Source organism: Leisingera sp. JC1 (assembly GCF_001679925.1).
Taxonomy (GTDB): Bacteria; Pseudomonadota; Alphaproteobacteria; order Rhodobacterales; family Rhodobacteraceae; genus Leisingera.
In genome coordinates, this window is sequence record NZ_LYUZ01000002.1 from 36,225 (window position 1) to 56,010 (window position 19,786).

17 protein-coding genes and 1 tRNA gene are annotated in these 19,786 nt (G+C 63.7%); 6 read left to right on the forward strand and 12 right to left on the reverse strand.

What is annotated here, in order from left to right:
• Nucleotides 1-23: 23 nt before the first annotated feature.
• On the reverse strand, nucleotides 24-710 hold the full coding sequence (locus tag A9D60_RS02205; RefSeq protein WP_065266101.1) for a rhomboid family intramembrane serine protease: 687 nt from the start codon (nucleotides 708-710) through the stop codon (nucleotides 24-26).
• Nucleotides 711-809: 99 nt separating this feature from the next.
• Here A9D60_RS02205 and trpS point away from each other — a divergent pair, with 99 nt between their 5' ends.
• Together trpS and A9D60_RS02215 are read left to right on the forward strand one after the other, a co-directional pair.
• Nucleotides 810-1,838, forward strand: a complete 1,029-nt coding sequence (gene trpS, locus A9D60_RS02210) for a tryptophan--tRNA ligase (RefSeq protein WP_065266102.1) — start codon at nucleotides 810-812, stop codon at nucleotides 1,836-1,838.
• 143 nt (nucleotides 1,839-1,981) lie between these two features.
• The gene (locus A9D60_RS02215; RefSeq protein WP_065266103.1) at nucleotides 1,982-3,997 is read left to right on the forward strand and encodes an OmpA family protein; all 2,016 of its coding nucleotides are present in this window, start codon (nucleotides 1,982-1,984) and stop codon (nucleotides 3,995-3,997) included.
• Between the two features lie 69 nt (nucleotides 3,998-4,066).
• Here the strand turns inward: A9D60_RS02215 and A9D60_RS02220 are convergent, their stop codons facing one another.
• From A9D60_RS02220 to paaG, 5 genes are all read right to left on the reverse strand, one after another.
• Nucleotides 4,067-4,276, reverse strand: a complete 210-nt coding sequence (locus A9D60_RS02220) for a hypothetical protein (RefSeq protein WP_065266104.1) — start codon at nucleotides 4,274-4,276, stop codon at nucleotides 4,067-4,069.
• 63 nt (nucleotides 4,277-4,339) lie between these two features.
• The gene (locus A9D60_RS02225) at nucleotides 4,340-4,936 is read right to left on the reverse strand and encodes a TetR/AcrR family transcriptional regulator (RefSeq protein ID WP_065266105.1); all 597 of its coding nucleotides are present in this window, start codon (nucleotides 4,934-4,936) and stop codon (nucleotides 4,340-4,342) included.
• Between the two features lie 16 nt (nucleotides 4,937-4,952).
• Nucleotides 4,953-6,263, reverse strand: coding sequence for a phenylacetate--CoA ligase PaaK (gene paaK / locus A9D60_RS02230; protein ID WP_065266106.1), 1,311 nt, complete (start codon nucleotides 6,261-6,263; stop codon nucleotides 4,953-4,955).
• A gap of 15 nt (nucleotides 6,264-6,278) precedes the next feature.
• Nucleotides 6,279-6,704 (reverse strand): hydroxyphenylacetyl-CoA thioesterase PaaI, encoded by a 426-nt coding sequence (gene paaI, locus A9D60_RS02235; RefSeq protein WP_065266107.1) that lies wholly within the window; start codon nucleotides 6,702-6,704, stop codon nucleotides 6,279-6,281.
• 2 nt (nucleotides 6,705-6,706) lie between these two features.
• The gene (gene paaG / locus A9D60_RS02240) at nucleotides 6,707-7,492 is read right to left on the reverse strand and encodes a 2-(1,2-epoxy-1,2-dihydrophenyl)acetyl-CoA isomerase PaaG (RefSeq protein WP_065266108.1); all 786 of its coding nucleotides are present in this window, start codon (nucleotides 7,490-7,492) and stop codon (nucleotides 6,707-6,709) included.
• Between the two features lie 127 nt (nucleotides 7,493-7,619).
• Between paaG and paaZ the strand changes: the two genes are divergently transcribed.
• The 3 genes from paaZ (at nucleotide 7,620) to A9D60_RS02255 (ending at nucleotide 10,805) form a co-directional block, all read left to right on the forward strand.
• Complete coding sequence (gene paaZ / locus A9D60_RS02245; RefSeq protein ID WP_065266109.1) at nucleotides 7,620-9,650, forward strand: phenylacetic acid degradation bifunctional protein PaaZ; 2,031 nt, start codon at nucleotides 7,620-7,622, stop codon at nucleotides 9,648-9,650.
• Nucleotides 9,651-9,734: 84 nt separating this feature from the next.
• Nucleotides 9,735-10,535, forward strand: coding sequence for a PaaX family transcriptional regulator C-terminal domain-containing protein (locus A9D60_RS02250; RefSeq protein ID WP_065266208.1), 801 nt, complete (start codon nucleotides 9,735-9,737; stop codon nucleotides 10,533-10,535).
• Nucleotides 10,536-10,728: 193 nt separating this feature from the next.
• Nucleotides 10,729-10,805: transfer RNA gene (locus A9D60_RS02255), tRNA-Met, on the forward strand.
• A 123-nt stretch (nucleotides 10,806-10,928) separates the two neighbouring features.
• On the opposite strand, the gene A9D60_RS02260 is transcribed toward A9D60_RS02255, so the two are convergent.
• From A9D60_RS02260 to A9D60_RS02270, 3 genes are all read right to left on the reverse strand, one after another.
• Nucleotides 10,929-11,912 (reverse strand): GlxA family transcriptional regulator, encoded by a 984-nt coding sequence (locus A9D60_RS02260; RefSeq protein WP_175392869.1) that lies wholly within the window; start codon nucleotides 11,910-11,912, stop codon nucleotides 10,929-10,931.
• 22 nt (nucleotides 11,913-11,934) lie between these two features.
• Entirely contained in the window at nucleotides 11,935-14,409 is a 2,475-nt protein-coding gene (locus A9D60_RS02265; protein WP_141117775.1) for a GcvT family protein, read from the reverse strand.
• Nucleotides 14,410-14,561: 152 nt separating this feature from the next.
• Nucleotides 14,562-16,082, reverse strand: coding sequence for a trimethylamine methyltransferase family protein (locus tag A9D60_RS02270; protein WP_065266110.1), 1,521 nt, complete (start codon nucleotides 16,080-16,082; stop codon nucleotides 14,562-14,564).
• A 93-nt stretch (nucleotides 16,083-16,175) separates the two neighbouring features.
• Here A9D60_RS02270 and A9D60_RS02275 point away from each other — a divergent pair, with 93 nt between their 5' ends.
• Nucleotides 16,176-17,090, forward strand: a complete 915-nt coding sequence (locus tag A9D60_RS02275; RefSeq protein ID WP_065266111.1) for a LysR substrate-binding domain-containing protein — start codon at nucleotides 16,176-16,178, stop codon at nucleotides 17,088-17,090.
• Between the two features lies 1 nt (nucleotide 17,091).
• Here A9D60_RS02275 and A9D60_RS02280 read toward each other — a convergent pair whose 3' ends face one another.
• From A9D60_RS02280 to A9D60_RS02290, 3 genes are read right to left on the reverse strand one after another with little or no spacing between them, the layout of a single operon-like run.
• Nucleotides 17,092-17,952 (reverse strand): metal ABC transporter permease, encoded by an 861-nt coding sequence (locus tag A9D60_RS02280; protein WP_065266112.1) that lies wholly within the window; start codon nucleotides 17,950-17,952, stop codon nucleotides 17,092-17,094.
• The gene (locus A9D60_RS02285; protein ID WP_065266113.1) at nucleotides 17,952-18,830 is read right to left on the reverse strand and encodes a metal ABC transporter permease; all 879 of its coding nucleotides are present in this window, start codon (nucleotides 18,828-18,830) and stop codon (nucleotides 17,952-17,954) included. Before A9D60_RS02285 ends, A9D60_RS02280 begins: the two co-directional genes overlap by 1 nt.
• Entirely contained in the window at nucleotides 18,830-19,747 is a 918-nt protein-coding gene (locus A9D60_RS02290; protein WP_065266114.1) for a manganese/iron ABC transporter ATP-binding protein, read from the reverse strand. Before A9D60_RS02290 ends, A9D60_RS02285 begins: the two co-directional genes overlap by 1 nt.
• Nucleotides 19,748-19,786 lie beyond the last annotated feature (39 nt).

Genomic DNA, 19,786 nt, shown 5'->3' on the forward strand with positions numbered 1-19,786 from the left:
GCGGGCGGGAGCAGCCCGGGGCTTCAATCGTGGCGGATGCGGTTCCTGATCCGCGCCCAGCCGCCCGGCGCAAGGAAGAACGACAGGCCAAAGCCGGTGGCGAAACCTGCCAGATCCGCCACCCAGTCCTTCTGGCCGCCAAACAGCAGCCCGAACAGCAGCTGCGCCCCCATCAGAAAGGCAATCAGCGTGAAGGCGCGGCTCTGCTGCGCCCCGACCGAGGCCAGCGAGCGCCACAGCAGGAACGTGAACGCCCCGATGAGCCCGTAAACCGCCGGAAAACCGCCCACCAGCGGCGCCGGCGAGTTGACCAGCAGCGCATAGCCCAGTGCCCCGCCGGCACCGGACAGCAGGAAGATGATTACCATCGCCAGATCGCCCATCACCTCGCCCACCATCTTGCCCATCGCCAGCACAAAGACGCAGACAAACAGCGCATGGGTAAAGGCGCCATGCACAAAGATATAGGACAGGAAGCGCATCAGATGCTCCGGCAGCCAGCGCCCGCTTTCCTGCATCCACCAGAAAATGTCGCTGGAAAACGCATAGGACTGGATCGCCTCCAGCCGCCAGCCGATCGCCTCAGGCCCGCCCAGGATTCCGCGGGCGCCCAGCGAGAACACCGCCTCGATGCCGATGATAATCAGCACCAGCGCCACCACGGCGGCGGGCAGCGGGTTGACGGGGGCATTATGGGGCTCACTGCTCATGCGGACTCCTTGCGGCACGGAATGCCCCGCGCCTGTTGACCTATCCTGGCCCCATGGGTAAGCGACGATGGTGCATAATTCCAGACGGGAGTTTCCGCGATGAGCGAAACCAGCTTCACCCCGCGCGTGTTTTCGGGGATCCAGCCTTCGGGCAACCTGCACTTGGGGAATTACCTCGGTGCATTGAAGCGCTTCGTCGACTGGCAGGCCAAGGACGTTGAGACCATCTACTGCATGGTTGACCTGCATGCGATCACCGTCTGGCAGGATCCCGCGGATCTCAAGAAGTCCACCCGCGAGCTCTGCGCCGGTTTCATCGCCGCGGGCATCGACCCCGAGGATTCGATCCTGATCAACCAGTCCCAGGTGCCTGAGCACGCGCAGCTGGCGTGGGTGTTCAACTGCGTCGCCCGCATGGGCTGGATGCAGCGGATGACCCAGTGGAAGGACAAGGCGGGCAAGAACCAGCAGAACGCCTCGCTGGGCCTGTTTGCCTACCCGGCGCTGATGGCAGCTGACATCCTGGTCTACCACGCCACCCATGTGCCGGTGGGCGAGGACCAGAAGCAGCACCTGGAACTGACCCGCGACATCGCGATCAAGTTCAACCACGACTACGGCGTCAACTTCTTCCCGGAGACCGAGCCGGTGATCGAGGGCGCAGCCACCCGCGTCATGTCCCTGCGCGACGGCTCCAAGAAGATGTCGAAATCCGATCCTTCGGACGCCAGCCGCATCAACCTGACCGATGATGCCGACGCCATCGCCAAGAAAATCCGCAAGGCCAAGACCGATCCCGAGGCGCTGCCTTCCGAAGTCAAAGGCCTGGAAGACCGCCCCGAGGCCCGCAACCTTGTGAACATCTACGCGGCCCTGAACGAGCAGACCGTGGAAGAGGTTCTGGCTGATGTGGGCGGCCGCCAATTCTCGGAATTCAAACCGATGCTGGCGGATCTTGCGGTTTCCAAGCTGGCGCCGATCTCCACCGAGATGGCGCGGCTGATGCAGCAGCAGGACGAGATCGACAAGATCCTGGCCCGCGGCGCCGAACGCGCCCGCGCGATCACCGCACCGATCCTGCGCCAGACTTATGACATCATCGGCATGGTGCCGCCGCCGGCGGTCTGACGCTCAGCCGCAAGCGGATATCAGCCTGACAAAAGCCGTCCCAGACCGGGGCGGCTTTTCTTTTTGCCGCACGATGCGCAACTAACCCGGAGTTTATCCGTTATCCTTGTGCGGCCATGTGCCGGAACAAGAAAGGAACCGTAATGAAACCGGGAATTTTCAAATCATCCACGGCGCTGGCAGTGATGATCTCGCTGGCGGCCCCGCTTCCCGCCCTGTCGCAAAACCAGGGCGGCAAGCAGATTGACCTCAGCCAGATGTCCGCCGCAGAAATCGGCGATCTGGTGGACCGCTGCCGCAAGCGGGCCGAACGGCGGCAGAAGAAGCTGGAAGCCGGTGAAGAAATCGAACAAAAGAACGGCAAGGTAGCACAGTTCTGCCAGGCATATGGCGCCGGCGCATTTGACCCCGCCCTGCCCGCGGACCTCCAATCCGCCAGTGTTCTGGCAGGCATCGGTGCTTCGGAGGCAGAGGTCTCGGCAGCCACAGAACAGGCAGCCGGGGCGCAGGCAGAAGCTGTAGCGGAAGCCCAGACCGAAACCGTCAGCGAAGACCAGCCCCAGGCTGAAGCTGCGGCGGAAGCCACCGGACAGCAGGACGCGCAGGAACAGCCTGCAGAGGCCGAAGCGCAAGTAGAGGCCGAAGCTCAGGCTGCAGCCGAAGCGCAGGCACTGGCAGAGGCTTTGGCACAAGAAGAAGCCGAAGCGCAGGCCGCAGCGGAACAACAAGCACAGGCTGAGGCCGAAGTTCAAGCCGCAGCAGAAGCACAGGCCGCGGCTGAAGCCGAGGAACAAGCCGCAGCGGAACAAGCTCAAGCGGAAGCGGCGGCGCAGGCTGCAGCCGAGGAACAGGCCCAGGCAGAGGCACAGGCCGAAGCACAGGCAGAGGCTGAGATTCAAACCGACCCCCAGGCTGATAGCAGCGGTGAGGCATCCGCCGGCGCCAGCGCCGGGGAAATCGCTGCGGACCTTGCCCAGTCACAAGGCGGGACGGCTGAAGAAACGGACAATCCGGAACTGGTGGAACAGGACAGCCAGGCGCAGGCTGATGCCCTGGCCGAGGAAACCAGCGAACCTGCTGCCGCCGCCGCGGCAGCTGCAGACGGCGCTGTTTCCGAAGGCGAGGCGGAAGTGACCGAAGAAGTGGTCACCGAGGACACCGCGCGCAGCTCTGACGAGGAATTCGAAACCGGGGTCAATGAAAACGCCCAGGCAGAAGCCCAAGTGACCGCGCCGCAGGCCAATGCCGCCACTGAGGACGACAGCGGCCTGTCGACCCGCGAACGCAACGCCCTGCTCGGCCTTGGCGCGCTGGCGATCGGCACCCTGCTCAACAACGGCGGCAAGGTGGTGTCCAACTCAGGCGACCGCGCCATTGTCGAGCAGGACGGCCAGTACCGCGTCCTGAAAGACGACGACGCGCTGCTGCGCCAGCCGGGCTCGAACGTGACCACCTACCGGTTCCAGGACGGCTCCACCCGCACCGTGGTGGTGCGCGAGAACGGGGTTGAGGTGGAAACCATCCGCTCCGCCGAGGGCCGGGTGCTGCGCCGCACCAAACTGCTGCCCGATGGCCGCAGCGTGGTTCTGTTTGATGACACCCAAAAGGCCGAGCGAGTGGTGGTCAATGAGCTGCCGCAGGTGCAGGACAACCGCCGCGCCTTCTCCAGCACCGGCGCGGTCTCGGCCGAAGACCTGGCCGCGGCGCTGGCTGCACAGGAAGCCAAGACGGTGGACCGCCGCTTCTCGCTGGCGCAGATCCGCAACATCGACGCGGTGCGCCGCCTGACGCCGGTGATCAACGTGGATTCGGTCAATTTCGACACCGGCTCCTCGGTGATCCGACCTCAGGAGGCAGAGGAACTGGCGACGCTGGGCAACGCGCTGCGCGAGCTGATTGACCGCAACCCGGGCGAGGTGTTCCTGATCGAAGGCCACACCGATGCGGTGGGCGCCGCGACCTATAACCTGGCCCTGTCGGACCGGCGCGCCGAAACCGTGGCGCTGGCGCTGACGGAGTATTTCGGCGTGGCACCGGAAAACATGGTGGTGCAGGGCTACGGCGAAAGCGACCTGGCGGTCAGCACCCTGGCAGCCGAACGCGCCAACCGCCGCGTCGCGGTGCGCCGCATCACCCAGCTTCTGGGCAATCCGGGCTGACCGGCCTGAAACCGGCCAAATCTGAAAAGAAACAACACCCGGCGGGACATTCCGCCGGGTGTTTCACTGTTACTCCGCCGGTGTCCTCTTGCGCGACAGCAGCCCGTATTTCAGCGCAAACCGTTTCCAGGAAAACCGCATCCTGCCGCCGGCCGCCTTCTGCTTGCCCGCTGTGCGGTCGAACTCATACATGTCGATGGCCCGTTCAGCGCAGCCGCAGGCCTCGCCCAGTCCAACCTTCTTGTAATAGAAATTCTCGAAGTTCTCAGGTTTCTGCATGGCATCCTCCGATCACATGGGCAGGGTAACCCGGAAAGGCGGATACGCAAAACCGCGCCGCTGTCAGAGCCCCTTGACCCCGCTCAGCGTCAGGTCTGCGACCAGCCCGGCGTAATCCTCGCGCGCCTTTGACCCGGCGCCGGAATTCCACATGTAATACCAGTTCAGCATGCCAAAGACCGACATCGTGGCGCCGCGCAGCTTGGCAGCATCGCCATTGAAAATCTCCGGCGCCACGTCCTTCAGCGCATCGCTCATGAACTGCACCATCTCGCGCTGGTAGCCGCGCAGATGCTTCTGCTGCTCCTCCGGCAGCGCCCCCATCGCGCCCAGCTGCACCTGGTGCTCATGGTCGGCGCCCTGATAGGCCAGCATGATCTCCGACACGATACGGCGCAGCCGGTCCTCAGCGCCTAGGCCTTCCAGGTCCACACCGCACACCCGGTCGCGCAGCTCGCAAAGATAAGTATCAAGGAGGCCGTAGAGCACGGCATCCTTGCTGTCATAATAGTGGTAGATGTTTGCCTTGGAGATCCCGCACTCGCGCGCCAGCTGGGTCATCGACGCCCGGTCGTAACCGGACTCGGCAAACACCTTTGCCGCCGACTTCAGGATCTGCGCGCGTTTCTCATCGTGGTCTTTTGCGATCGTGCGGGCCAAGGCTCACTCTCCCGGGTCAGGACTTGCTGCGGTTGTCGACGACGCGCTTGGCCTTGCCCTGGCTGCGCTCGACGGACCCCGGGTCGCCTACAATGATCTCGGTCGAAACGCCAACCATATCCTTGATCCGCTTGGTCAGCATCCGCGCCGCAGCGGTCTTGCTCAGCTCGTCAGTGGCATCCGGATTGGCCTCCACAAACACCCGCATCGCATCCATGCGGCCGGATTTGTACAGCTCGATCTGGTAGTAGGGTGCCAGGCCGCCGGTCGCCAGCAGCTGCTCCTCCACCTGGCTGGGGAAGACGTTTACGCCGCGCAGGATGATCATGTCGTCGCTGCGCCCGGTGATCTTCTCCATCCGCCGCATCGAGCGTGCGGTGCCCGGCAGCAGGCGGGTCAGGTCGCGGGTGCGGTAGCGCACCATCGGCAGGCCTTCCTTGGTCAGCGTGGTGAACACCAGCTCACCCAGTTCCCCGTCAGGCAGCACTTCGCCGGTCTGCGGGTCGATGATCTCCGGCAGGAAGTGGTCCTCCCAGATCACCGGGCCATCCTTGGTCTCAACGCATTCATTGGCGACGCCCGGCCCCATGATCTCGCTGAGGCCGTAGATATCGACCGCGTGCATGTCAAAGGCCTCCTCGACCTCCTTGCGCATTGCATCGGTCCAGGGTTCAGCGCCGAACACGCCCACCTTCAGAGAGCACTCCCGCGGGTCCATGCCGACCTTGTGGTACTGTTCCAGGATATTGAGCATGTAGGAGGGCGTCACCATGATCCCATCGGGTTTGAAATCGGTGATCAGGCCAACCTGCTTTTCGGTCTGGCCGCCCGACATCGGAACGACAGTGGCGCCCAAGCGCTCAATCCCGTAGTGCGCACCCAGGCCGCCGGTGAACAGGCCATAACCATAGGCGTTATGCACCATGTCGCCCTTGCGCAGGCCCGAGGCCCGCAGGGACCGGGCAACCAGATCGGCCCAGTTCGAAATGTCATTGGCGGTATAGCCCACAACCGTCGGCTTGCCGGTGGTACCGGAGGACGCATGCAGGCGGATGATTTCACTGCGCGGTACTGCAAACAGGCCAAAGGGGTAATTGTCCCGCAGGTCGTTCTTGTAGGTGAAGGGGAACTTGGACAGGTCCTTCAGCTCCCGCAGGTCGTCCGGATGCACGCCCGCCTCGTCGAACCGCTGCTTGTACATCGGCACGTTGTCATAGGCATGGCGCAGCGACCACTTCAGCCGCTCCAGCTGCAGGCTGCGGATTTCGTCGATCGAGGCGATCTCGATCGGGTCCAGTTCACCCTTCTTGGGGCTCAGGTCTTCCATGGGGTCCTCCACACCTTATTCGTCAAACAACTGGCCTTTGACCGCCCGGGAGAAGCCCCGGAACTCGGCGATCTGCTGGCCGTCCTGGTTGGTCACTGTCACGTCATAAATACCACTGCGCCCGGTCAGGGAAATCTCGCGCGCCGTGGCAATCAGCTTGTCGCCCAGCCGTCCGGGCGCGGTGAAGCTGATCACATTGTGCTGCGCCACGGTCGACTGGTTGCGGCTGTTGCAGGCAAAGGCAAAGGCGCTGTCGGCCAGCATGAAGGTCATGCCGCCGTGGCAGATGCCGTGGCCGTTGCAGTGGTGCTGCGCGATGGTCAGCTCAAGCGTGGCCTCGCCCTCGTCCACATGGGTGATCTCCATCCCCGCCCATTTGGACGCATGATCTTCGGCCCACATGGCCGCGGCGGATTTTTCAGCACGTTCTTTCGGGGTCATGGTCACTTGCCCTTGAACACAGGCGCGCGCTTTTCCAGGAAACTGGCCACGCCTTCGGCATAATCCGCGCTCTCGCCGCAGGTCTTCATCGCGTCCGCCTCGATCTCCAGCTGGTCCGACAGCGTGTTGACCGCCGCCGCCTGAATGCACTGCTTGGTCAGCCCCAGCCCCAGCGTCGGGCCATTGGCAAAGCGCTCCGCCATGGCGCGGGCCTCAGCCATCAGTTCTCCGTCCGGCAGCGCCTTCCAGATCAGCCCCCAGTCCTCGGCCTTCTTCGCGGGCAGCGGCTCTGCGGTCAGCGCCAGCCCCTTGGCCCGCGCTTCACCCAGCAGCCGCGGCAGATGCCAGCTGCCGCCGGTGTCCGGGATCAGGCCGACCTTGGAAAACGACTGGATGAACTTGGCGCTTTCGGCTGCCAGCACCATGTCGCAGGCCAGCGCCAGGTTGGCGCCCGCCCCAGCCGCCACGCCGTTCACCGCGCAGATCACCGGGAAGTTCAATTCACGGATCAGCCGCACCAGCGGCGCATAAAAAGTCCGCACGGTCTGGCTCAGATCCGGCGGCCCGTCCATCTTGCGCGGGTCGCGGTCGCCCAGGTCTTGCCCGGCGCAAAAGCCGCGCCCGGCTCCGGTCAGCAACACCGCGCGGGCGCCGCCGTCGCGCGCGGCCTCCAGCGCTGCGCGCAAGGCGTTGTGCATCTCCTCGTTGAAACTGTTCAACCGGTCCGGGCGGTTCAGGGTGATCTCCACCCAGGTGCCGTGGTCCTCAACCAGAATCATATCGCTCATCGCTCCCTCACCCTGTCTACGGCGCATTTGACAAACTTCTTGCATAAACCGACCGGACGGTCAATATATCTCAGCATCGGATTCCAGCCAGCCGGCCCCGCGCCGGCCTGATGAAAAGGACGACAGGATGAGCCTTCTAGAGATTTCCAGCTTTGCAGCGGGTCAATGGGTCGCACCGGGCGCAGGTGCCCGCAACATCGCCAGCGCCATCACCGGCGAGGTGATTGCGTCAGCGGGCAACGACGCGCTCGACGTGCAAGGAATGCTCGACTACGCCCGCACCGTGGGCGGCACCAACCTGCGCAGGCTGACCTTCCACGACCGCGCCCGGATGCTGAAGGCGCTGGCGGGCCACCTGAACCAGCACAAGCAGGCGCTTTATGACCTGTCGTTCAACACCGGCGCCACCCAGTCCGACCATATGATCGACATCGACGGCGGCATCGGCACCATGTTCGTCTTTGCCTCCAAGGGCCGCCGCGAAATGCCGGACGCCCATGTCTACCTCGACGGCGACGTGGAGCAGCTCAGCCGCAACGGCACCTTCCTGGGCCAGCACATCTGCACCCCGCTGCGCGGCGTCGCGGTGCACATCAACGCCTTCAACTTCCCGGTCTGGGGCATGCTGGAAAAACTCGCCCCCACCCTGCTGGCAGGCGTCCCGGCCATCGTGAAACCTGCCACCAACAGCTGCTACGTGACGGAGCTGGCGGTGAAACTGATGCTGGAGTCAGGTATCCTGCCCGAGGGCGCGCTGCAGCTGGTCTCCGGCGGCCTCGGCGACATGCTGGACCACCTGACCATGCAGGACGTGGTCAGCTTCACCGGCTCCGCCAGCACCGCGCTGAAACTGCGCGCCAACCCGGTGATCCTGGAAAACTCGGTCCGCTTCGTGGCCGAACAGGACAGCCTCAACGCCTCGATCCTCGGTCCCGACGCGCAGCCCGGCACGCCGGAGTTTGACCTCTTCGTCAAGGAAGTCAGCCGCGAGATGACCACCAAGGCGGGCCAGAAATGCACCGCCATCCGCCGCATTATCGCGCCGCAGGCTCAGGTGGACGCGGTAATCGAAGCGCTCTCTGCCCGCCTGGCAAAAACCCAGATCGGCGATCCGCGCCTGGAAACCACCCGCATGGGCGCGCTGGTCTCCAACAGCCAGAAACGCGACGTGCTGGAGAAGGCAGCGATCATCGGGCAGGAAGCGGAGCGCGTCTTTGGCGACCCGGACAGCTTCACCGTCGACGGCGCCGACGCCGAGAAAGGCGCCTTTGTCCCGCCGATGCTGTTCCACTGCGCCGACCCGGACAACGCCAGCCGCGTGCACGACACAGAGGCCTTCGGCCCCGTCTCTACCATCATGGGTTACCGCGATCTGGACCACGCCATCGATCTGGCCAACCGCGGCCAGGGCTCGCTGGTGGCCTCTGTCATCACCCATGACCCGGCCGTTGCGCGCGAGGTCGCCATCGGCGCCGGCGCCTACCACGGCCGCCTCTACTTCAACAACCGCGACTCGATGAAGGAATCGACCGGCCACGGCTCCCCCCTGCCCCACATGGTGCATGGCGGTCCGGGCCGTGCCGGCGGCGGCGAGGAAATGGGCGGCGTGCGCGGCGTCAAACACTACATGCAGCGCACCGCCATCCAGGGTTCGCCCGACATCCTGTCGGCAATCGGCGAGAAATGGGTCCCCGGCGGAACCGAGATCGAAGGCCCGGCACACCCCTTCACCCGCAAGTTCGGCGAGCTGTCCATTGGCGAGACCCTGCACACCGCCCCGCGCACCGTCACACTGGAGGATATCGAGACCTTCGCCCATTTCACCGGCGACACCTTCTATGCCCACATGGACGACGACGCCGCCAAGCGGAACCCTTTCTTCCCGGGCCGCGTGGCACATGGCTACCTGCTGTTGTCCTTCGCCGCAGGTATGTTCGTGCAGCCGGACGAGGGACCGGTTCTGGCCAACACCGGCCTCGACAATCTGCGCTTCATGAAGCCGATTTCGGCGGGCGAAAGCATCAAGGTCCGCCTGACCGTCAAGAAGAAGACCCCTCGCAATGAGGAATACGGAGAAGTGCGCTGGCACGTCACCCTTACCAACCAGGATGATGAGATCGCAGCAGAGTATGAACTGCTGACAATGAACGCCTTTTGAAACTGCGCAAAAGTGGTAGGCGGCGGTAACGCAGCCGTGCGCCCGGACTGGTCTATCCAGTCCGGGCGCACTATGTTTATCCCCATGAACGAACAGCATAACCCCTGGTTTGACGCCGCCGTCCAACAGCTGAACGACCCGCAGAACCAGCGGGTCTGGTCGGTGATCGTGTCGCTGTTCGGTGATCTGGCGCAGGACAAGGGAGCCCAGATCAGCGGCGGGGCGCTGACCCGCATCATCACCCCGATGGGGATCAAGCCCGAGGCCATCCGCGTGGCCCTGCACCGGCTGCGCAAAGACGGCTGGATCGAAAGCGAACGCGCGGGCCGCGCCTCGGTCCACTACCTGACCGAATACGGCCGCAAGCAATCCGCCTCGGTCACCCCGCGGATCTATGAACGCCGCGCGGCTGTACCAGGCGAATGGCACTTGCTAATCGCCGAGGACGGCGCCGGCCAGTCCACCCTGGACGAGGTGCTGCTGCTGCCCAGCTATGTAGCGGTGAACCGCACCACCGCTCTCGGCCGCGGTCCTGTGCCGCAAAACCTGGATGATCTGCTGGCAGCCGGCGTGAGCTCCATTGCAGTACCGGATTGGCTGAAATCACGCCTGTTCCCGGACCACCTCTGCGACGCCTGCGCCGCCCTGCAGCGGGACTTGCAGCAAATCTCTGCACCGCCCGCCGTCCTGACACCGGTGCAGACCGGCACCCTGCGGACCCTGATTGTGCACCGCTGGCGCCGCGTGGTCTTGCGCCACCCGGATCTGCCGTCCGGTTTCCACCCGGCGGACTGGACCGGCGAGTCTTGCCGCGCCCTGGTGTTCGCCCTGCTGGACCAGCTGCCGCGCCCGGACCTCGCGGCCCTGGACAGCCTGTCCGAATAAGCACTGCCGCCTTCCGTCGGCCCGCACCGCAACCGCGGCCCTGATGGATAGCACCCGGCCCCATACGCGACCAACCCACTGAAATATATATGACATTCCTATCGCGGCGAAAAATCTCAGAAGAATCCGGGAATCTTCCGCTTTTCTGCTTGACCCGGCTGGCGGCATTCCGTAAATCGCCTCCACACAGAGCGGCGGAGTAGCTCAGTTGGTTAGAGCAGCGGAATCATAATCCGCGTGTCGGGGGTTCAAGTCCCTCCTCCGCTACCACTTTCCCGAAATGACAGAATGCACACCAGCACAGCTTGTGTTGATGCGGACGCGTTTCACCTGCCGCTCGGCGGTTTTTCCAGATGCATCAACGGGCGCGCGAACCGCGCAAGCGAACTGCCCTCAGAACGGCCGCTCCTGATGCGGGGACTTGCCGAAATAGCGCCGGTAGACCTTGGCGAAATGGGTCTGGCTGTTGAAGCCCGAGGCCAGCGCCACATCGATTATCCGCATGTTGGTCTGCAACAGCAGGCTGCGCGCGTAGTCCAGCCGCAGCTTGGTGTAATAGACTTTGGGCGTGGTCTGCAGATATTTCGAGAACAGCCGCTCCAGTTGGCGCACTGACAGGCCAACCAGATCGGCAATGCCGCCGGGAGTTAGCGGCTCCTCCAGATTGCTGCGCATCAAACCCAGCGCCGCAGCCAGTTTTTCGTGCCGCACACCCGCGCGCCCGAACTCCGAAACCGTCTGGTCCTGGCTGCCTTTGCGGGCCGAGGAGCAAACCATCAGGTCCGCAGCCGCGGTTGCCACGTCCGAACCGTGGTGATCCGAAATCAGGTTCAGCATCATGTCGACGGTTGCAGTGCCGCCTGCGCAGGTGATCAGCTTGCCGTCGATAGTGAACAGCGAGTTTTTCACCCCCACATCCGGGTGCATCTCTGCCAGCGTCGCGCGCTGCGCCCAATGGGCCGAGGCCTGACGCCCGGACAGGAGACCCGCCCGCGCCAGCGCCATGATGCCGCCGCCAAGCGCTACCATCGGCAGCCCCATGCGCTGCGCCTTCCTGAGCCAGCCCAGCACCTTCAGCGAGATGCCCGGCTCCACCCCCTGACCGCCGCAGATAAACACCATGCTGCCGCGCGACAGTTCCGGCAGGCCGCCATCGACGGTCACGCCCAGCCCGTTCGGGGCGGTGACCGCCTGCCCGTCCTCGCTGACCACGCGCCAGTCATAACGCGCACTCCCGCCGTGTGTGTTCGCCGCTTCCAGCGCCGCCACCGCACTGGACAGGTCCAGCGGCGAGAAGGTCGGCAGCAGCAGGAAGATGCAGCGGCAGGCCGGCATGGCCTCAGCCGCTTGGGGGAGCATCCGCATGGGTTTGGTCATGGCTTCCGCTCCCCTGCCCGGCTCAAGCGCGCATGTTGGCGCCGTTGGCGTCATAGATCGGCGCGCCCAGCACCTCGGCGTCATACATCTCGCCCAGGATCTCCACCTGCAGTTTGGTGCCGGCCGCGGCGTGCTCTGCCGAGACATAGCCCATCGCCATGGATTTCCGCGCGTGATGCGCATAACCGCCGGAGGAGATGTAGCCAACGGCCTCGCCGTCCTTCAGGATTGCCTCGTCGTTCGACACATCAATGCCGTCCACCTCGATGGTCATGGTGACCAGCTTGCGGCTCGGACCGGCCTCACGGGCCTTCAGCGCGGCCTCCTTGCCGGTAAAGTCCTTCTTCCAGTTGATGAAGACATCCATGCCGCTTTCCGCCGCGTCGAAATCGGGGCGGAAGTCCAGCGTCCACACACCCCAGCCCTTTTCCAGCCGCATCGACATCAGCGCCCGTGCCCCGTACCAGCGGTAGCCCAGATCAGCGCCCGCCTCCTCGATCGCCTCCGCCAGGCGCAGCAGATACTGCGGCTTGCAGTAGATCTCGTAACCCAGCTCGCCGGAGAAGCTGATCCGGTTCAGGATCACCGGCACGCCGCCCACAAAGGTCTGTCGCAGGTCGCGGAACTTCATAGCCTCGCCCGATACATCCTCGCGGGTGATCCGCTGCAACAGTTCCCGCGATTTCGGACCCGACAGCGCAATGCCGTGCCAGTCGTCGGAGACGTTCTGGTACGACACATCCGCGGGCAGGTCCTTCTCGAACCAGCGGCGGTGCGCCTCCTGCATCGCACCGGAGCCGAACAGCATGAAGTGATCCTCCCCCAGGCAGGCCACGGTCAGATCGCCATAAAGCTTGCCCTTCGGCGTCAGCATCGGGGTCAGCGTCAGGCGGCCCGGCTTCGGCACATACCCCGCCAGCACCCGGTCCAGATAGGCGCGCGCGCCCGCACCCTTGAACTCATGCTTGGCAAAGTTGGCAACTTCGATGCCGCCGACGGCTTCGCGCACAGCCTTGACCTCACGCGCCACGTAATCGTGCGAACGGTTGCGCTCGAAGGTCGGCTCTTCATGGGCGTCCTCCGGCCCGTCGGCAAACCACAGCGCGTTCTCCAGGCCAAAGCCCTGGCCCATCCGCGCGCCCTTGGCGACCAGCCGGTCATAAAGCGCAGTCGTCTTCTGCATCCGTCCCTTCGGCAGCGTCTCGTTCGGGAAGGTCATCACAAACCGGCGCTCATAGTTCTCGGTCGACTTCACAGTGCCCCAGTCGGGGGTCGCAAAGTCGCCAAAGCGCGCCACATCCATCGCCCAGACGTCGATGGACGGCTCACCGTCAATCATCCACTCCGCCATGGTCAGGCCCACGCCGCCGCCCTGGCAGAAGCCCGCCATCACGCCCACGGCGCACCAGTAGTTCTTCATGCCCGGAACCGGGCCGATCATCGGGTTGCCGTCGGGGCCGAAGGTGAAGGGCCCGTTGATCATATCCTTGATGCCCGCCTCGCCGATGGCCGGGATACGCTCAAACGACATCTCCAGACGGTCGGCAATGCGGTCCAGATCGGGCTGCAGCAGCTCATGCCCGAAATCCCAGGGCGTGCCATCCACCTTCCAGGGCGTGCCCTTCGGCTCATAGGTGCCCAAGAGCATCCCCTGCCGTTCCTGGCGGAAATAGATGTTCGCCTCATAGTCGATCCCGGCCGGCAGGCGGGTCGGGTGGTTGGCGACCGCGTCGATCTTGTCGGTGATCAGATAGTGGTGCTCCATCGGCTGCACCGGCAGGTTGATGCCCTGCATGTGGCCAACTTCCCGCGCCCACAGACCGCCGCAGTTCACAATATGCTCCGCGTTGATCACCCCGCGCGGGGTCACCACATCCCAGCTGCCGTCCGGACGCTGGGTGGTGCCAGTCACCGGCGTATGGGTGAAATACTGCGCCCCATGCACCTTGGCGGATTTGGCAAAAGCGTAGGTCGCGCCCGACGGGTCCAGATCGCCGTCCTGATCATCCCACAGCGCTGCATGGTAGTGCTTGGGGTCAATCAGCGGATGGCGCTCGGCCACTTCCTTGGGGCTGATGAATTCCTGGTTCAGACCCATGTAGCGCGCCTTGGAGCGTTCCCGCTTCAGGTAGTCGTACCAGGTCTTGTTCGACGCCAGATAGAACCCACCAGTGATGTGCAGACCCACCGAGTGGCCGGAGGTCTCCTCGATCTCCTTATAGAGGTCGATGGTATAGCTCTGCAGGCGCGAGATGTTCGGGTCCGACGAAATCGTGTGGATCTGCCCTGCCGCGTGCCAGGAGGAGCCGGAGGTCAGCTCGTCGCGTTCCAGCAGCACCACGTCCTTCCAGCCGAACTTAGCCAGGTGGAACAGGATCGAGCAGCCAACCACACCGCCGCCGATGATCACCGCCTTGGCGTGGCTCGGCAGCTTCTTGTCGCCGGTGCTCTCCTCTTTGTGGATGTTGAGCGTCGATTGGGCAAAATTGTCTGACATGGATTTGTCCTCAGATCTGGGGCAAAGCGCGGGAATTGCGGCAAGTGGCACCCAGGGGGTGCACAAGTGGTGTACGGGGGGTGCACAGGGGGTGCCGGGGCAATCCGGCATTTCCTGCATAAGCTGTGGAAATGGGTGAAGAGTTTCTTAACTCAGTACCACGCATCCGGGATCTCCTCCTTGCGGCGGGCGACATAGGCGGCCAGTTCCTCTTTCACCGCCTCATCCATCGGCGGCGCCTGATATTCATCCAGCATCTGGTTCCAGCGTTCATAGGCGCGCTGGCGCATGTCCTTGGACCCGCCCTCTTCCCAGCTCTCGACATTCTCGCTGTCGCTCAGCTTCGGCTCAAAAAACGCGGTCTGGTAGTTGCGCATGGTATGGCCGGAGCCCAAGAAATGCCCGCCCGGCGCAACCTCGCCATAGGCATCGCGCGCCATCGCCTCATCGCTGGTATCCAGCCCCTGGCTCAGCACTTTCTGGTAGGAGCCCAGCCGGTCCGCATCCATGATCAGTTTCTCGAACCCGGTGCACAGGCCGCCTTCCAGCCAGCCCGCCGAATGCAGCACAAAATTGGCGCCTGCCAGCATGGTGGAATGCATCGAGTCGGCACTTTCATAGGCCGCCTGCGCATCCTCGATCTTGGACGCGGTCAGCGATCCTCCGCAGCGCAAGGGCAACCCGGCCCGGCGGGCCAGCTGGCCGATGGCGTAGTTGGAAATCACCGGCTCCGGCATCCCGAATGTCGGTGCACCGGACTTCAGCGACATCGACGACAGGACGTTGCCCAGCACAAACGGCGCACCGGGACGGACGATCTGGGCAAAGGCGCAGCACATCATCGCCTCAGCCATCGCCTGCGCAACCGAGGCGGCGGTAGAGACCGGCCCCATGGCACCCGAGAGGATAAAGGGAACAACCACAATTCCCTGATTCCGCCCGCAATAGACTCTGATTGCCTCTGTCACCACCTTGTCCACCAGAAGCGGCGAATTGGTGTTCACATTGCCCATGATCACGCAGTTTTCGTCCATGACCTCTTTGCCAAAAACGATCTCCGCCATGTCCACACTGTCCTGCGCCCGGGACATTTCGGTGATGGCGCCCAGATGCGGTTTATCGCTCAGCGTCATATGAGCAAACAGCATGTCGAAATGGCGCTTGGAGACCGGCACATCACAGGGTTCGCAGATCACAAACCCGCCGTGATGCAGGTTCGGATGCATATAGGTAAGCTTCACCAGCTTCTCGAAGCTCTCCATGTCGCCATAGCGCCGCCCGCCCTCCAGGTCGCGCACAAACGGCGCGCCATAGATCGGTGCAAACACCTGATTGCTGCCGCCAATGGTGACCGACCGCGCCGGGTTGCGGGCCAGCTGCGTGAACTCCCGCGGCGCCTTGGCGCAAAGCGACCGGATCCACTGCGCATCGGCGCGGATCGTGTCACCGTCGATCTTTGCCCCGGCCTCTTTCCAGATCCGCAGCGCCTCCGGGTCGTCGCGGAAGGCAATGCCGACCTCCTCGAAAATCCAGTCGACCTGGGCTTCCAGCTTGACCAGCTTCTCCTCGTCCAGCGCGTCAAAGAACGGCAGCGAACGCTGGATCCAGGGCGAAGCCGGAGCGCCGGCGGGGGCAGTGTTTCTGTCACGGGATGCGCGGGCGCGTCGGGCCATGGGGCTCTCCATCTTCAGGCGTTGCGGAACAATAAGACCCGGCGCAGATGTTGTGACGGTTGAAAATTCTGATGATTTGGATAACACACAGTTATGCAAGAACTCTGGAAACTCCTCACCAGCCCCCGCCACCTGATCGTGTTCGAAGCCGCCGCCAGGCACGGCTCTTTCACCCGTGCGTCGGAGGAATTGAACGTGCAGCAGCCTGCCGTCAGTGCGGCGGTCAAGCAGCTGGAAGCGTCTTTGGGCGTTATTTTATTCCGCCGCGGTCACCGGAAGGTGGAATTGACCGGGGCGGGCATGCGGCTTTACACAGATGTCTCCAAAGCGCTTGAGGACATACTGTCCTCCGCCAAGGCTGTACGGCAGTTCGGGCGCAATGACCATGTGACGCTCAATTGCTCCTCTGCTTTTGCATACTACTGGGTGATGCCAAGACTGGCCCAGCTGCATGAGGCGCACCCGGATATTGACCTTCGGCTGCAAAGCTCCGACCGGGAGCCGGACATCAACACCGAAGGCATCTCACTGGCGGTGCGGCGCGGCGACGGCAATTGGCCGGACTGCCATTCAGCCCTGATCGCGCCGGAGGTGATCTTTCCGGTGGCCAGCCCGCGGGTGATGGCCTCAGCCGTCAACCTGGCGACGGTACCCAACCTGCTGCATGAGCGGCTGATCCATCTGGAGGAACCGATCCGGGAGCGTCCCCGGTGGCAGCAGTGGTTCGCCCATTTCGGGGTCACAGGCCGGCTGCCTGCCGCAGGCCTGCGCCTCAACGACTATGCGCTGGTGCTGCAGGCAGCGATTGCAGGCGAGGGCTTTGCCTTCGGCTGGCAGCATGTGACCGAGCCGCTGATAAAACAAGGGCTGCTGGCGGCACGCAAGGAATGGTCCTGGACCACCGGATCGGGGTTCTATTTGGTGTGGTCCAAGACACAGGACCTGGTTCCTAATGCGGAACTGGTAAGGCAGTGGCTGCTGGACATGGCAAGACCCGGAACCGCGTGACTCACGCGGCCCCCGTGGTCTCCTTGGCCCGCTGCATTGAGGTTTTGCGGGTCAGGTAGAGACGCCGCGCAAATGCCAGCACGAACAATGCGCTCAGGATCAGGACGATGGTCGGAGCAGGTGCACTGTCGAGGAAGAAACTGGCATAGGTGCCTGCCAGCATCGAGACCATGCAGACCAGAACCGAGACCCACAGCATGGTGCTGAACTTGCGCACCACCAAAAAGGCGATGGCGCCGGGTGCAATCAGCAGGCCGATGGCCAGGATCAGCCCAGCAGCCGACAGCGTCGCCACGATGGTCAGCGACAAGGCTGCCAGCAGCCCGTAGTGCAGCACCGTGACCGGCAGGCCGGAGGCCTGCGCCTGTGCCGGGTCGAAGCTGTGCAGCAGCAGGTCTTTCCACTTCAGGACCAGCGCGGCACCAACCACCAGCGAGATAATGCCTGCGGTCCACAACTCATCCGGCTCCACGCCCAGCATATTGCCGAACAGGATGTGATCCAGATGGGCGTTGGTCTCAACCGAGACATAGAGCACGATGCCCAGCCCGAACATGCCGGAAAACACCACCCCCATCACCGTGTCCTGCTTGACCCGGCTGTTGCCGGACAGAAACCCGGTGGCGACAGCACAGAGCATGCCGGCGGCAAAGGCGCCGACAATCAGCGGCAGCCCCACGATATAGGCCAGCACGATCCCCGGCAGCACTGCATGGCTGACCGCATCGCCCATCAGCGCCCAGCCCTTCATCACCAGAAAACAGGACAGGAGCGCGGTGGGGACCGAGACGATCAGAGAGATCAGAAAGGCGTTCTGCATGAACGCGAACTGGAACGGCATCAGCAGAGTATCGAGATCCATCACGCAGCCCCCCCTTGTGCAGCCGGGCCGCGCTTCAGCGCCTCGCGCGCCTTGCGCTTGGCGGCAAGCAACCCGTGTTTCGGGGCGAAGACAAAGACCACAAGGAAGATCAGCGTCTGCAGCGTCACGATGATGCCGCCGGTGGCCCCGTCCAAAAAGTAGCTGGCATAGGCGCCGAAGAAGCTGGTGAGGGCGCCGATCAGCACCGAGACCAGGATCAGCCGCGGGAAGCGGTCGCACAGCAGGTAGGCGGTCGCTCCCGGCGTCACCACCATGGCGATCACCAGGAACGCGCCAACGGTCTGCATCGCCGCCACCACGGAGGCCGACAGCAACACGAAGAACACGGCCTTGAGCAGCCCCGGGCGCAAGCCGATGGTGCGGGCGTGGTTTTCGTCAAAGAAGGTGACCATCAGATCCTTCCATTTCACCAGCAGCACCGCCAGCGAGACAAAGCCGATGATCGCCAACTGCAGCGTATCCTCTGGCGTGATGGCCAGGATATTGCCCATGGTGATGGTCTGCACCGAGACGGACATCGGGCTGATTGAGACGATGAACAAGCCAAGCCCGAAAAAGGAGGTAAAGATCAGGCCGATGATCACATCGACCTTGAGACCGGAGCGTTCCGACAGGAACAGCATCGCCCCGGCAGCCAGACCGCCGGCGATGAAGGCGCCCAGCGCAAAGGGCAGCCCGAGGATGTAGGCGCCAGCCACGCCGGGCACCACTGAGTGCGAGAGCGCATCACCAATCAGGGACCAGCCCTTGAGCATCAGGTAGGCGGACAGGAAAGCGCAAACGCCGCCGACCAATGCCGAGACCCACATCGCATTTGTCATGTAGCCGTAAGTAAACGGCTCCAGCAGGTAGTCCATCACTGCTGCCCTCCGCCCTCGCCCTGGCTTTCGCTGGTCTGGGTCTTTTCGCCGTACTGGACAAAGGGGCGTTCGTCGTCGGTCAGGATGGTCACCTGGCGGGTGTCGCCATCGTCATGCAGCGCATCGCCGCCCAGGGTGAAATGCCGCAGCACGCCGCCAAAGGCGTGCTCCAGGTTTTCGCGGGTGAAGGTGGTTTCGGTCGGCCCGTAGCCAAGCACGGTCCCCTTGACCAGCACGGTACGGTCGCAGAACTCCGGCACGCTGCCGAGGTTGTGGGTCGAGACCAGCATAACACGGCCCTCGTCGCGCAACTCGCGCAGCAACGCTATGATCTGTTCCTCTGTCTTCACGTCGACACCGGTGAAGGGTTCGTCCAGCAGGATCACCTGCCCGTCCTGCGCCAGAGCGCGGGCCAGGAACACCCGCTTGCGCTGACCGCCGGACAGCTCGCCGATCTGGCGGTGACGGAAGTCTTGCATGTTGACCCGGCGCAGTGCCTGATCGACCGCCTCGTGATCGGCCGCCTTGGGACGGCGCAGGAAGCCCATATGGCCGTAGCGGCCCATCATCACCACATCCTCGACCAGCACCGGAAAGGCCCAATCGACCTCCTCCGACTGCGGGACATAGGCCACCAGGTTCTTGCGCAGTGCGTCCTTGACCGTCATGCCAAGGATACGGATTTCGCCTTGTGCGGCCGGAACAAACCCCATGATCGCCTTGAACAGGGTCGATTTGCCGGCCCCGTTCACCCCCACCAGCGCTGTCACAGTGCCGCGGGGAATGGCAAAGCTGGCATCCCACAGCGCAGTGTGGCCGTTGCGGTAAGTGACCGTGACGTTGCTGGCGGCAATCCCGCCATTCAGAGGCGCGGCGCTGGTGTTCATGGTGCGGGTCTCGCTGGCATCAAGCATGGGCTGTCCTGCTGAGTTACACACAGAAATTGTGTTTTG